Source organism: Limnochorda sp. (assembly GCF_047459355.1).
In the GTDB taxonomy this organism is placed as follows: Bacteria; Bacillota; Limnochordia; order Limnochordales; family Limnochordaceae; genus Limnochorda.
Window position 1 is genome coordinate 44,716 of sequence record NZ_VSCV01000004.1, and the last position, 12,770, is coordinate 57,485.

Consider the following 12,770-nt stretch of genomic DNA (forward strand, 5'->3'; position numbering starts at 1 on the left):
CCATCGCCTCCGGTTCGGCAAGCTTTTCGCCCTTCCCCAGGCCAACTCCTGTGGTCGTTGCCTTTGACTCCCACTCATCAAAGCTTCGGCCCAGGCGAAGACTTTTGCGCGGGAGGTGGAAACTGCTTGAAGGCCACGGGAATGGTTCGCCGCATCGACGATCTGGGACGCATCGTCATTCCAAAGGAGATCCGCCGCACCCTCCGCATCCGCGAGAAGGACGCCCTGGAGATCTTCACCGACCGGGACGGCGAGGTGATCCTGAAGAAGTACTCGCCCATCGCCGACCTGGAAGACTTCGCCCAGGAGTACACCGACTCGCTCTTCGAATCGACGGGGCATGTGGCGGTCATCGCCGACCGAGACGTCTACATCGCCGTTTCCGGAGCTTCCAAGCGGCAGCTGGTGGGCCGCTCCCTGCCCGACGAGGTGATCCAGCGGATGGAGGAGCGGCAGCCCTTCCGCTCCGCGGACGCCCAGCCGCTCCCCGTTGAGGGCTTTGAGGCCGCCCACCAGGTCATGGTCCCCATCATCCACGAGGGGGATGTGGTGGGCGCCGTCTTCCTGCTCTCCAAAGAACAGCCCATGGGCGAGCTGGAGGTGAAGCTCTGCAAGACGGCCGCTGACTTTCTGGCCAAACAACTGGGTTGAGTCCTTGGGTGCTCCGCGTGCCGCTCCCGGCTCCCTGCCCAACCTGCTCACGGTTGGGGGGAGCTGGCGGTCCGCCTACCCGCGTCGGGCCACGGCAGCCACCCGGTGGCTGGTGCCCACCGGGGGATCAAAGGTGAAGCAGTCGAAGAGGCGGACCTCGGTGAAGCCCGCCCCGTGCAGGAGCTGGCCCACCTCGTCGAAGGTGTAGCCCCGCTCCACATGGATCTCCTCCAGGCGCCGGTAGCCGCCGGCGTCGGCCACGTAGAAGGAGAGCCGCACCCGGGCCAGCCGGTTCTCCGCATCGTACCGCTCCCGCATGAAGGTCACCAGCCGGGGGAAGATCTCCACCGCCTCCCCGGCCGCTCCCGCCTCCAAACCCTGGGGGGTGTTCACATCACAAACGAAGAGGCCCCCCGGCAAGAGCGCCTCATGAACTTGCCGGAAGGTCTGGGCAAGCTCTTCGGGCGCCAAGAGGTAGTTGAGGGCGTCGAAGAAGCAGGTGACCAGGCCGAAGGGTTGGGCCACCGTGAAGGTGCGCATGTCGCCCTGGCGCCAGTCGATCTCCACCCCCTGGGCCGCCGCCTTCTGGCGGGCCACGGCCAGCATCGCCTCCGAGCGATCCAGACCCGCCACCTGCCAACCCCGCTGGAAGAACTCCAGGGCGGCCGTGCCCGTGCCACAGGCCAGATCCAGGACCGTGCGGGCGGGCGGCGTCCACCCCAGGTGCTCCAGAAGGGCCAGGGTGTAGGGGACCATCTCCTGGCTGAAGGTGGAGAAGCCCGCTTCATCGTAGATCGAGGCAAACTCCCGGTAGACATCCGCTTGCTCTAAACCTGTCATCGGCTCGCGGGCTGCGGGGCCGCCTGGAGCAGCTGGCGGATCCGGTCCCCGGAGAGCTTCTCCTCCTGCAGAAGCTCCTGGGCTGCCGCCTCGAGGGCCTCCCGATGCTCCGCCAGAAGGGCCCGTACCCGCGCCTCCCTCCTCTTGAGAATCCGATGGCTTTCCTGGTGGAGGAGCTCGTCGGGCACCAGCTCCCGGCTGACGATGCCCAAAGAGGACATGCCCGCCAGGATCATCCGGAGCGCGAGGTCCACCGCCTGCTCAAAGTCGCCCACAGCCCCGGTGCTCCGGCTGGCGAAGACCAGCTCCTCGGCCGCCGCGCCGCCCAGGCAGACGTCGATCTGGTGCTCCAGCTCCTCCTTCGTATAAAGGTAAGGATCGTCTTCGGGCGTCTGGCGCATGTACCCCAGAGCCCGGCCCCGGGGCGAGAGGGTGACCACGCTCACCGACCCCGGCCGGCCCAGCTCGCTCACCAACGCATGGCCCATCTCATGATAGGCCACCCGGCGCCGCTCCGTCTCCCGGGGCCGCCGGTCCAGCTTCTCCCCCAGGAGCACCTTGTCCACCGCTTCCCGCAGGTGCCGGGCGCTGATCTCCCGGGCCCCCTGGCGCATGGCCAGGATCGCCCCCTCATTGAGGAGGCTCTCCAGATGGGCGCCCGAGAAGCCGTAGGTCTCCCGGGCCAGCTCATCCAGGTCCACGTCCGCGGCCAGGGGCTTCCCCTGGGCGTGGATGGCCAGGATGTGGCGGCGACCCTCCTTGTCGGGGAGGTCCACCCGGACGGTCCGGTCGAAGCGGCCTGGCCGCAAGAGGGCCGGGTCCAGGAGGTCGGGCCGGTTGGTCGCCCCGATGACCAGCACTTGGACCTCTTCCGAGGGGGTGATGCCGTCCATTTGGACCAGGAGTTCGTTCAAGGTCTGGTCGTACTCCAGGTGGCTCGTGTGTCGCCCCCGCTTGCCGCCCAGGACCTCCAGCTCGTCAATGAAGATGATGGCGCTGGCCCGCCCCTCCTTCTTGGCCTGCTTCTTGGCCTGGGAGAAGAGCTGGCGGATCCGCTGGGCGCCCACCCCGGCGTACATCTCGACGAACTGGCTGCCCGAGGCGGCCAGGAAGACCGACTGGGTGTAGCTCGCCGCGGCCCGGGCCATGAGGGTCTTGCCCGTTCCCGGCGGGCCGGCCAGGAGGATCCCCTTGAGCGGCCGGATGCCCAACGCGGCCGCCTCGTCGCTGCGGCGCAGGAAGTCGAGGGCTTCCATGAGCTCCCGCTTGGCCACCTCCTGCCCGCCAATGGCCTCGAACCCGATGGGGGGCATTCCGCCCTGGCCGCCGGAGGCCTGGAGGGCGAAGGGGCGCCCGCCAGCCAAGCGCCCCTGGGCCATGAGGAAGACCATCCCCAGGATGGCCGCCAGGACGAGGACAGGCAGGAGTTGGTGGAGGCCCTGCAGCCCGAGAAAGACCAGCGCGGCCAAGCCCAGGCCGGCCGTCACCTCCCGTCTCATCCCCCTTCCCCCTTCCCCCTGCCCGGCAGGCCGCCGGCTCCGTCCTGGCGGCGGATCACCTCGTGCAGGTAGTGCTCCTGATCCCGTAAGGTCACATAGATGTGCTGATCATCAACGAAGAGCTGGCTGGCCAGCCCCCGGCTCGCTGCCCAGGCTTCCACCCGGCGGCGCATGGTCTCCAGCTCGCCTGTGGCCGCCCCCTCTTGGACGGTGAAGCCTAGGCGATCCCACGCGGCTTGCAGCTCCGGCGACCGGCCATCGGCCAGGACCACCGCCGCCTCCCCGCCCAGCCGCTCCTCCACCACCCGGGTCAGGGGAGCGTAGACGTCGATGAGGCGGGCCTCCGGACCCAAGGTCACCCGAACCCGCCGAGCGCCGCCTGGTCCCGTCTCCAGGTGAACCTCGTCCACCCCGTCCCAGGCGGCCAGCTCCTCGACGAGGGGGGCCTCCACCTGCCAGCGGAGGTAGAGCGCCTGCCCGCCCAAGGCCAAGAGCAGGCCCAGCCCGAAAGCGAGCAGGACCACATCGATTCGCCATCCGAAAAGTTTCACACGACCCTCTCCTCGCAGCATGGAACGACAGGCGCCGCCCGAGACGGGGACTGGCTCAAAACGATGATATCATGAGGACTTCGAAGCTCCCAAAGGTGGAGGCGGCCCAGGACCGGCAGGAGCTGCCAGGTCCCGGGAAGGGCCCAGGGCAGGAGAACGTTCCCTTTGGGTCGAATGTACCTGCCGCTAAAGGAGCATCGTCCTGGCCCATCGGGCCAGGACACCCAGGGCAGGGGTCCTCGCCAGCAGACCGCGGGCCGGGGGCCTTCTCCACGGAAACCCGCATCAAATGGGCTTTTGAGCCCATAGCGCGGGTTGACATCCCTAGGAACGGGTTCTATAATGAGGCGGGTCGTTACGATCTTCACTTTTATTTGCGTTTTCGTCACGACCCCGGGGGAGGCGGTCGCACGACGATGGTGATCAACTACCTGGAGGTCGGCATCTTCGCCCTGGTCGCTGTGGCCTTCGTCGCCATCACCCTGGCCATCGGATCCCTCCTGCGTCCCAAGAACCCCTACGCCAACAAGCTGGCGCCTTACGAGTGCGGGGAGATCCCCGTGGGCGATGGGCAAGTCCGCTTCCACATCCGGTACTACATCTTCGCCCTCGTCTTCTTGGTCTTTGATGTCGAGATCATCTTCCTGTACCCGTGGGCCGTGGTTCTGGAGCAGCTGGGGCTCTTCGGGCTGGTGGAGATGCTGATCTTCTTGGGCCTCTTGGTGGTAGGCCTGGTCTACGCCTGGCGAAAGAAGGTGCTCCGATGGGTGTGAATCCCGTGGTCCACTCCGGCGATCCGGAGATCAACGCCGCCGGCCATCCTGGGGTGCTGACCACCAGCCTCCGGAAGGTCCTCAACTGGAGCCGGAAGGCGTCCCTCTGGTACATGACCTTCGGCATCGCCTGCTGCGCCATCGAGATGATGGCCACCGGGGCCTCCCGGTACGATTTCGACCGGTTCGGCATGATCTTCCGTGCTTCGCCGCGCCAGTCGGACCTGATGATCGTCTCGGGGACGGTCAACGAGAAGCTGGCCGAGCGGATCGTCAACCTGTACGACCAGATGGCCGAGCCGCGGTACGTCATCGCCATGGGGGCCTGCGCCACCAACGGTGGGCCCTATCATGGGCTCTACAACGTGGTCAACGGGGTGCATGAGATCATCCCCGTCGACGTGTACGTTCCGGGGTGCCCTCCCCGGCCCGAGGCCCTGCTCCACGGCGTGCTGCAGCTCCATGAGAAGATCCTGAACGAGGGCCTTCCCGTCCGCGCCTAGGCCGGGCCTTCAAGCCCACGCCACCCGGCGCGGGACAACGATTTTGCAAGGTAAGGGGCGGAGACGACGTGGCCGACGAAGAGAAGGAACTTCAGTCGCAGGAGGCACCGGCGGAGGGCTCCCGAGGGGAGCACGGCGAGAAGCAGCGGCCGGCCCGGCGGACCCGGACTCCGAAGAAGGAGGAGGCCCCCGGCCCCCACGACACCCTGGAGGACCTGCCTGGAGAGCTGGCCCGGGCGGTGGAGCGGATCCGCGCCGGACTGCCCGGTGTGGAGGTCCGGGGCCGGCGGGACCATTGGTTGGAGATCCGGACCGAGCCCAGCCGCTGGGTCGAGGTGGCCACCTTCCTCCGGGACGATCCGGAGCTCCGTTTCGACTACCTGGCCCTCCTGACGGGGATCGACCGGCTGGACGACGGTTTTGAGGTGGTGGTCCACCTCAACGCGCTGACGAGCAACCTCCGGCTGATCCTGCGCACTCAGGTGCCCCGGGAGGAGCCGGTCTGCCCCACCCTGACGGGTGTCTGGCCCGGGGCCAACTGGCACGAGCGGGAGGCCTATGACCTGCTGGGCATCCGCTTTGAGGGCCACCCCGACCTGCGGCGGATTCTGCTCAAGGAGGACTGGGTGGGGCACCCGCTCCGGAAGGACTACATCGACCGGCGGCCGCCCCGGAAGATCCAGGTGAAGGCCGATTGGGAGCGCAGGGCGTAACGCTCCTGCGCGAGCACCTTTTTGGGAGGGAATGGGTCGTGGCGACCACCAGCCCACCGGCGCAGGCACCCGATGTCCGTGTGGTGCCCGATGAGCAAGACCGCTCGAGCTCGCACCTCTACGTCAGCATGGGGCCCCAGCACCCCAGCACCCACGGCGTGCTCCGGCTGAAGGCCCGGATCGACGGCGAGCGGATCGTCGACGTCGACCCGGACATCGGGTACCTCCACCGCTGCTTCGAGAAGCACTCTGAGCAGCTCACCTACCCCCAGATCGTTCCCTACACCGACCGCTGCGACTACCTGGCGGCCATCAACAACGAGCTCACCTTTGCCCTGGCCGTCGAGAAGCTGCTGGGGCTTGAGGTGCCGCCCCGGGCCCAGTACCTCCGGGTCATCACCATGGAGCTGCAGCGGATCGCCAGCCACCTCATCGCCTTCGGCACCTTTGCCATGGATTTGGGCGCCACCACCGCCTTCCTCTACTGCTGGCGGGAGCGGGAGAGCATCATCAACCTCCTGGAGGAGATCTCCGGGGCCCGCATGCTCTTCCACTACGTGCGGATCGGCGGCGTGCGCAACGATGTCACCGACGACTGGCTCCGCCGGGTGCGGGCCTTCGTGGACGACTTCATCAGCGACAAGCTGCCCCAGTACCACCGGCTGATCACCGGCAACCGCCTCTTTGTTCGGCGGACCAAGGGCATCGCCGTCCTGACCCCGGAGGATGCCATCGCCTGGGGCGCCGCGGGACCCGTTTTGCGCGGCTCCGGCGTGGCCCGGGACCTGCGCAAGGTGGAGCCCTACTGCGGCATCGAAAAGTACGACTTCAACGTGCCCGTGGGCGAGAACGGCGATGTCTTCGACCGGTACATGGTCCGGATGCTGGAGATGGAGGAGAGCGCCAAGATCATCAAGCAGGCCCTGGAGGGGATCGAGGCGGGTGACGTCATGGCCACCCTCCCCCGCCGCTGGAAGGTGGAGGGTGAGACCTATGTGCGCACCGAAGGCCCCAAGGGCGAGGTGGGCTGCTACCTGGTCGGCGACGGGAGCGACAAGCCCTACCGCCTCCACTGGCGGGCGCCTTCCTTCGTCCACTTGCAGCTGATCCCCGTGATCAGCAAGGGCCTCCTGATTGCGGACCTGGTGGCCGTCATCGGGAGCCTTGACCCGGTCTTCGGCGAGGTCGACCGCTAAGGCGGGCAAATCCGGCGGAAAGAGGGAGACCCGTGCAGCTTGAGCAGTCGTTGGTTCAATGGGTAGGCAACCTGTACGCGGCCGGCCTGTCCTGGTGGACCAGCCTGGGCATCCCCGAGTGGGTCTGGGTGGCCTTGATGGCGGTCCTCAAGGGGGTCGCGGTCCTCACCTTCCTGCTTCTCAACGTCCTCTTCCTGATCTGGCTGGAGCGGAAGGTGGCCGGGCGCATCCAGCGCCGGCCGGGGCCGATGCACCATGGGCCCCAAGGCATCTTCCAGACCCTCTTTGACGCCCTGAAGCTGGTGATCAAGGAGGACATCATCCCCTCCCAGGCGGACAAGTGGGTCTTCATCACCGCACCGCTGGTGATGATCGCGCCCGCCTTGATGATCTGGGTGGTGATGCCCTTCGGGCCTGATCTCATCGCCCGGGATCTGAACGTCGGCCTCCTCTACGTAAGCGCGGTGAGCAGCTTCAGCATCCTCGCCCTGATCATGGCCGGATGGTCCTCCAACAACAAGTGGTCCACCCTGGGGGCTATGCGGTCGGCGGCCCAGATGATCAGCTACGAGATCCCCCTGGGCCTGGCCCTGGTGGCGGTGGGGATGCTGGCCGGCACCCTCAGCCTGGAGGGGATCGTCGAGGCCCAGCAGGAACGGACCTGGTTCCTCCTCCTCCAACCCCTGGGTTTCCTGGTCTTCATCGTGGCCGCCACGGCCGAGATCAACCGGGCCCCCTTCAACCTGCCTGAGGCCGAGTCGGAGCTGGTCGCCGGCTTCAACACCGAGTACAGCGGCTTCCGGTGGGGTGTCTTCTTCGTGGCGGAGTACGCCAACCTGCTCTTCATGGCGGGGATGGCGGCCACCCTCTTCCTGGGCGGCTGGTCGGGTCCCGCGTTCCTCCCCCCCTTCCTCTGGTGGCTGCTGAAGACGTACCTGTTCGTCTTCCTGATCATGTGGGTGGGGTGGACCCTCCCCCGGATCCGGGTGGACCAGCTCATGGAGCTGGGCTGGAAGTTCCTGATCCCGGTGGGCCTGGCCAACATCGCGCTGACGGGGGTCTTTGTCATCCTCACCTGACGGGGAACCGGCAACTTGACCCGGCCCGGCGCCGGGTCTGGATAGGAGTGTGAGAGCATGGCGAGGATCGCGACCTTCTTCGACGCGGTCTGGAGCATCTTGAAGGGGATGGGGGTCACGTTCCGGGAGATGGTCCGCCCCACCATCACCGAGTTCTACCCCTACACCCGGCCGGAACTCCCCGATGGCGCCCGGGGTATCCCCGTTCTCCTCTCCGACGAGGAAGGCAACCTGAAGTGCGTGGCCTGCGAGCTCTGCGCCAAGATCTGCCCGCCGCAGATCATCGAGATCATCTGGCATCGGGGCGAGGACGGCAAGGGCAAGAAGATCCTGGACGGCTTCAACCTGGATGCCAGCCGGTGCATGTTCTGCGGCCTCTGCGCGGAGGTCTGCCCCTTCGAGGCCATCGCCATGTCGGACGTGTACGAGCTGACGACGGACGATCCCACCACCTTCGTCTACGACATCAAGCGGCTGGCTGAGCTGGGGCGGAAGCAGACCACGCCCATCACCAACTACGGGGTGAAGACCACCTACGTCGGGACCGAGGCCAGCGGCAAGACGGTACCGCTGGACAGCGTGGTCACCCGCCCGGCCGTTGGGCAGCCCGGTTCGGAAAGGACGGCGGTCTCCCAGTGAGCCTGGACCTGATCAGCTTCATCGTTCTCGGCATCATCACCCTCGTCTCGGGCTACCTGGTGGTGGCCAGCGCCAACCTGATGCACGCCGCCCTTTTCCTGGGCTTGAGCTTTGTGGGCGTGGCGGGCATCTACCTGGTCTTGGGCGCTGAGTTCCTGGCCGCGGCCCAGATCCTGATCTATGTGGGGGCCATCACCACGCTGATCGTGTTCGGGATCATGGTCTCCAACCTCCAGGATCTGAAGGCCGGGGGTCGGGGCGTGTGGGCCAGGGTGGTGCGGAATTTGGCCTCTTTCCGCCGGGGGCTGGTCCCCCTGGTGGCGGCCGCGGGCTTCGCCATCTTGATGCTGGTCATCTACCGCCAGAGCCTCTGGCCGGCGGAGGCCCCGCCTGCCTCTGGGTCCAACCTGGCGACTGTTGGGAGGCTCCTCTTCACCGAGTATGTGGTCCCCTTCGAGATCGCCTCGGTGATCTTGCTGGCGGCCGTCTTGGGCGCGGTGGCCCTCTCCCGCCGGGATGATCAGCCGCCCGCCGGGAGCACCGGCCAGGCCGCCCCGGCCGCCGAGCGGAAGGAGGGTCGCTGATGGTTCCCCTGCCCTATGTCTTGGGCTTGGCGGCCCTGCTCTTCTCCCTGGGCCTGTACGGGGTCCTCACCCAGCGGAACGCGGTCCGGATCCTCATGGCCATTGAGCTGATGCTCAACTCGGTCAACCTGAACCTGGTCGGCTTCGCTCGGTATTTGGAACCCGACCGTCCCGGCGGCCAGCTCTTCGCCATCTTCGTCATGACGGTGGCGGCGGCGGAGGTCGCCGTAGCGCTGGCGATCATCCTGGTGATCGCCCACCGGCGGGACGACGTGGATATCGACAAGATCAACCTTCTCAAGTGGTAGGTGACGAAGATGGCTGGTCTGGCGTGGCTCATCCCGCTCCTGCCCCTGGCGAGCTGGCTTTACATCGGCTTGCCGAGCCACCGCGCCTCCACCCGCTACGACCGGGTCGGGATCGGGGCCGTGGGGATCGCGTTCCTGCTGAGCCTGGGGGTCCTCTGGGACGTGATCCGGGGCGGCAGCGCGGCAGCCTCGTTCACCTGGGCCGTGCACGGGTCCACGGCCATCACGATCGGCTACCAGGTGGACGGTCTCACCGCGGTGATGCTGGTGGTCGTCACCTTGGTCAGCCTGATGGTGCAGGTCTACTCGCTCGGCTACATGCATGGCGACCGCCGCTACAAGCGGTACTATGCGGTCCTCTCCCTGTTCACCTTCGCCATGCTGGGCCTGGTCCTGGCCGACAACCTGCTCCTCCTCTACATCTTCTGGGAGCTGGTGGGGCTCTCGTCCTACCTCCTCATCGGCCACTGGTTTGAGGATCCGGCCAACGTCCGGGCGGCCAACAAGGCCTTCCTCACCACCCGGGCCGGGGACGTGGCCATGTTTATCGGCATCATGATCCTCTTCAGCCAGACGGGCACCTTCGCCTTCGGCGAGCTGGGCGAGCTGGCCCAGGCGGGCGCCATCTCCGCCCAGGCCCTGGCTCTGGGGGCGATCCTTCTCTTCGCCGGCGCCGTGGGCAAGTCGGCCCAGTTCCCGCTCCACGTCTGGCTGCCCGACGCCATGGCCGGCCCCACGCCGGTGAGCGCGCTCATCCACGCGGCCACCATGGTCGCCGCGGGCGTCTACCTGGTCGGGCGGGCCTATCCGGTCTTTGCCGCCTCGCCTGAGGCGATGCAGGTGGTCGCCTGGATCGGCGGCATCACCGCCATCTTTGCCGCGACCATGGCCCTGGTCCAGGCCGACATCAAGAAGGTGCTGGCCTACTCGACGGTCAGCCAGCTGGGCTACATGATGCTGGGCCTGGGCCTGGGTGGGTACACCGCGGGGCTCTTCCACCTGATCACCCACGCCTTCTTCAAGGCCCTTCTCTTCCTGGGGTCGGGCTCGGTCATCCATGCCACCGGCACCCAGGATATGCACCAGATGGGTGGGCTGATCCGGAAGATGCCCATCACCGGCTGGACCTGGATCATCGGCTCGGCGGCTTTGGCGGGCATTCCGCCCCTGGCCGGCTTCTGGAGCAAGGATGAGATCCTGCTGACGGCCTACTACGCCAACCCCACCCTCTTCTGGATCGGGGTGGTGGCGGCGGCCATGACGGCCTTCTACATCACCCGGGCCACCTGGCTCACCTTCTTTGGCGCGCCGCGCGATGCTGAGCGGTACGCCCAGGTCCAGGAGTCGCCCCGGGTAATGACGGTCCCCTTGGTGATCCTGGCGGTCCTGGCAGCCACCGTCGGCTTCCTGGGGGCTCCGCCCTTGGGCGCCCCCTTTGCCCAGCTGGTCCACTTCGGTGAGGTCCATCACCTGGAGATGACCAGCGTGGTCACCTGGGGCGTGACCGCGGCGTGGGTCCTGGGGGTCCTGGTGGCGCTCGCCATCTACGCGGGCGGCTGGATCTCCCGGCAGCGGATCATCAGCGGGCTCCGCCCGGTCTACACCCTGCTCAAGAACCGGTACTACATCGACGACGCCTACGACTACCTCTTCGTCAAGGGGAGCATCGGGCTCGCCTACGTGGTGGGCTGGCTCGACCGGGTCGTGGTGGACGGGATCGTCAACGGGGTGGCGGCCATCACCCGCTGGTTTGCCGACGCCACCGGGCTCTTTGACCGCGAGGTGGTGGACGGCGCCGTCAACGGCGTGGCCGATGGGGTCTCCGTTGGCTCCCAGGCGTTCCGGCGCCTGCAGAGTGGTCTTGTTCAGTCCTACATCCTGGCCATGGCTGTGACCGTGGTCCTGGGGCTGGCGATCTTTGTCATAGGGGGATAAGCGGCGATGCTGACGGCCCTAGTCTTCACGCCCCTGGTGGGGGCCTTGGTCATCCTCTTCATGAACAAGGAGAAGGAGCAGCAGATCCGCCGGACCGCGCTGGCCTTCTCCCTGATCCCGCTCCTCATCGTCCTGCTCATGGCCTTCCAGTTCGAGCCTGGGGCGGGGATGCAGTTTGTGGAGCGGTATGAGTGGATCCCGAGCATCGGGGTGAGCTACTACCTTGGCACCGACGGGATCAGCTTCCCCATGCTCGTGGTGACCGCGCTGGTGACGCCCCTGGCCATCCTGGCCTCCTTCTCCATCACCCACCGGGTGAAGGAGTTCTTCGCCCTCTTCCTCCTCCTGGAGACGGGGATGCTGGGGGTCTTCGTGGCGCTGGACTACTTCCTCTTCTACATCTTCTGGGAAGTGGTCCTGGTCCCCATGTACTTCCTGATCGGCATCTGGGGTGGGCCCCGGCGCCAGTACGCCTCCATCAAGTTCTTCATCTACACCCTGGCGGGCAGCGTGGTGATGCTGGTCGGGATCCTGGCCCTCTACTTCGCGAGCGGCCTGGGAACCTTCGACATGCTGGCCATCGCGGAGCACGGCAGGCTCGGCCGGTTCGACCCCACCTTCCAGGTCTGGGTCTTCCTGGCCCTCTTCTTCGGCTTCGCGGTCAAGGTGCCCATCTTCCCCTTCCACACCTGGCTGCCTGACGCCCACGTGGAGGCGCCCACCGGCGGCTCCATGGTCCTGGCCGGTGTGCTCCTGAAGATGGGAACCTACGGCTTCTTCCGCATCGCCGTCCCCACCCTGCCGGAGGCGGCCGCCCAGTTCGCCTTCCCCATGGCCCTTCTGGGTGTGATCGCCATCGTCTACGGGGCCCTGGCGGCCATGGCCCAGCCGGACCTGAAGAAGATGGTGGCCTACTCCTCCATCAGCCACATGGGCTACGTGGTCCTGGGGATCGCCGCGGGGGTGGCCGGCGGGAGCACCATGGCCATGAACGGCGCCCTCTTCGTCATGGTCTCCCACGGGATCATCTCCCCGCTCATGTTCTTCCTGGCGGGCACCATGGTCTACGAGCGGACCCACACCCGGATGATCCCCGAGATGGGCGGTCTCTGGAGCCAGGTGCCCGTGGTGGGGACCGTCTTGGCCTTCGCCGCCTTCGCCAACCTGGGGCTGCCGGGGCTGTCAGGCTTTGCCGGTGAGTTCTTCACCTTTGTCGGCAGCTTCCCCGTCTACACCACACTGGTGATCGTGGGCGCCTTGGGCCTGATCCTGACCGCGGGGTACCACCTGTGGATGATGCAGCGGGTCCTTTTGGGTGAGCCCAAGGGGAGCCCCGGCGGGATGGTGGACATCACCGGACGGGAGCTGGTGGTCAGCGTGCCCCTGATGGCCCTCACCCTGGCCCTGGGGATCTTCCCGCCCCTCCTCCTGGATCTGGTCAACCCCTCGGTGGTGGCGCTGATCAACCAGGTGCAGCTCGCGCTGGGAGGCTTCTGAGC

Annotated in this window: 14 protein-coding genes; 11 read left to right on the forward strand and 3 right to left on the reverse strand. The window is 66.9% G+C overall.

Annotation, left to right across the window (positions count from 1 at the left end; translation table 11 throughout):
- Window positions 1-126 precede the first annotated feature (126 nt).
- Complete coding sequence (locus FWJ67_RS02975; protein WP_414481833.1) at window positions 127-651, forward strand: stage V sporulation T C-terminal domain-containing protein; 525 nt, start codon at window positions 127-129, stop codon at window positions 649-651.
- 75 nt (window positions 652-726) lie between these two features.
- Here FWJ67_RS02975 and FWJ67_RS02980 read toward each other — a convergent pair whose 3' ends face one another.
- From FWJ67_RS02980 to FWJ67_RS02990, 3 genes are read right to left on the reverse strand one after another with little or no spacing between them, the layout of a single operon-like run.
- On the reverse strand, window positions 727-1,491 hold the full coding sequence (locus FWJ67_RS02980) for a class I SAM-dependent DNA methyltransferase (protein ID WP_414481834.1): 765 nt from the start codon (window positions 1,489-1,491) through the stop codon (window positions 727-729).
- The gene (locus tag FWJ67_RS02985; protein ID WP_414481835.1) at window positions 1,488-2,990 is read right to left on the reverse strand and encodes an AAA family ATPase; all 1,503 of its coding nucleotides are present in this window, start codon (window positions 2,988-2,990) and stop codon (window positions 1,488-1,490) included. Before FWJ67_RS02985 ends, FWJ67_RS02980 begins: the two co-directional genes overlap by 4 nt.
- Window positions 2,987-3,541 carry a hypothetical protein gene (locus FWJ67_RS02990; protein WP_304173085.1) on the reverse strand — a complete coding sequence of 185 codons (555 nt, stop codon included), beginning with the start codon at window positions 3,539-3,541 and terminating at the stop codon, window positions 2,987-2,989. Before FWJ67_RS02990 ends, FWJ67_RS02985 begins: the two co-directional genes overlap by 4 nt.
- A gap of 416 nt (window positions 3,542-3,957) precedes the next feature.
- Here FWJ67_RS02990 and FWJ67_RS02995 point away from each other — a divergent pair, with 416 nt between their 5' ends.
- From FWJ67_RS02995 to FWJ67_RS03040, 10 genes are all read left to right on the forward strand, one after another.
- The gene (locus FWJ67_RS02995; RefSeq protein WP_304173083.1) at window positions 3,958-4,314 is read left to right on the forward strand and encodes an NADH-quinone oxidoreductase subunit A; all 357 of its coding nucleotides are present in this window, start codon (window positions 3,958-3,960) and stop codon (window positions 4,312-4,314) included.
- Entirely contained in the window at window positions 4,305-4,817 is a 513-nt protein-coding gene (locus tag FWJ67_RS03000; protein ID WP_304173081.1) for an NADH-quinone oxidoreductase subunit B, read from the forward strand. The genes FWJ67_RS02995 and FWJ67_RS03000 overlap by 10 nt, the downstream gene beginning before the upstream one ends.
- Window positions 4,818-4,885: 68 nt before the next feature.
- Entirely contained in the window at window positions 4,886-5,530 is a 645-nt protein-coding gene (locus FWJ67_RS03005) for an NADH-quinone oxidoreductase subunit C (RefSeq protein WP_304173079.1), read from the forward strand.
- Window positions 5,531-5,568: 38 nt separating this feature from the next.
- Entirely contained in the window at window positions 5,569-6,726 is a 1,158-nt protein-coding gene (locus FWJ67_RS03010; RefSeq protein ID WP_304173077.1) for an NADH-quinone oxidoreductase subunit D, read from the forward strand.
- 137 nt (window positions 6,727-6,863) lie between these two features.
- Window positions 6,864-7,805, forward strand: coding sequence for an NADH-quinone oxidoreductase subunit NuoH (gene nuoH / locus FWJ67_RS03015; RefSeq protein WP_414482572.1), 942 nt, complete (start codon window positions 6,864-6,866; stop codon window positions 7,803-7,805).
- Between the two features lie 57 nt (window positions 7,806-7,862).
- Window positions 7,863-8,444 carry a NuoI/complex I 23 kDa subunit family protein gene (locus FWJ67_RS03020; protein ID WP_304173073.1) on the forward strand — a complete coding sequence of 194 codons (582 nt, stop codon included), beginning with the start codon at window positions 7,863-7,865 and terminating at the stop codon, window positions 8,442-8,444.
- The gene (locus FWJ67_RS03025; protein WP_304173071.1) at window positions 8,441-9,028 is read left to right on the forward strand and encodes an NADH-quinone oxidoreductase subunit J; all 588 of its coding nucleotides are present in this window, start codon (window positions 8,441-8,443) and stop codon (window positions 9,026-9,028) included. Before FWJ67_RS03020 ends, FWJ67_RS03025 begins: the two co-directional genes overlap by 4 nt.
- Complete coding sequence (gene nuoK / locus FWJ67_RS03030) at window positions 9,025-9,336, forward strand: NADH-quinone oxidoreductase subunit NuoK (RefSeq protein ID WP_414481889.1); 312 nt, start codon at window positions 9,025-9,027, stop codon at window positions 9,334-9,336. The genes FWJ67_RS03025 and nuoK overlap by 4 nt, the downstream gene beginning before the upstream one ends.
- A gap of 9 nt (window positions 9,337-9,345) precedes the next feature.
- Window positions 9,346-11,271, forward strand: a complete 1,926-nt coding sequence (nuoL, locus tag FWJ67_RS03035) for an NADH-quinone oxidoreductase subunit L (RefSeq protein WP_304173067.1) — start codon at window positions 9,346-9,348, stop codon at window positions 11,269-11,271.
- Window positions 11,272-11,277: 6 nt separating this feature from the next.
- Window positions 11,278-12,768, forward strand: coding sequence for a complex I subunit 4 family protein (locus tag FWJ67_RS03040; RefSeq protein WP_304173064.1), 1,491 nt, complete (start codon window positions 11,278-11,280; stop codon window positions 12,766-12,768).
- Window positions 12,769-12,770 lie beyond the last annotated feature (2 nt).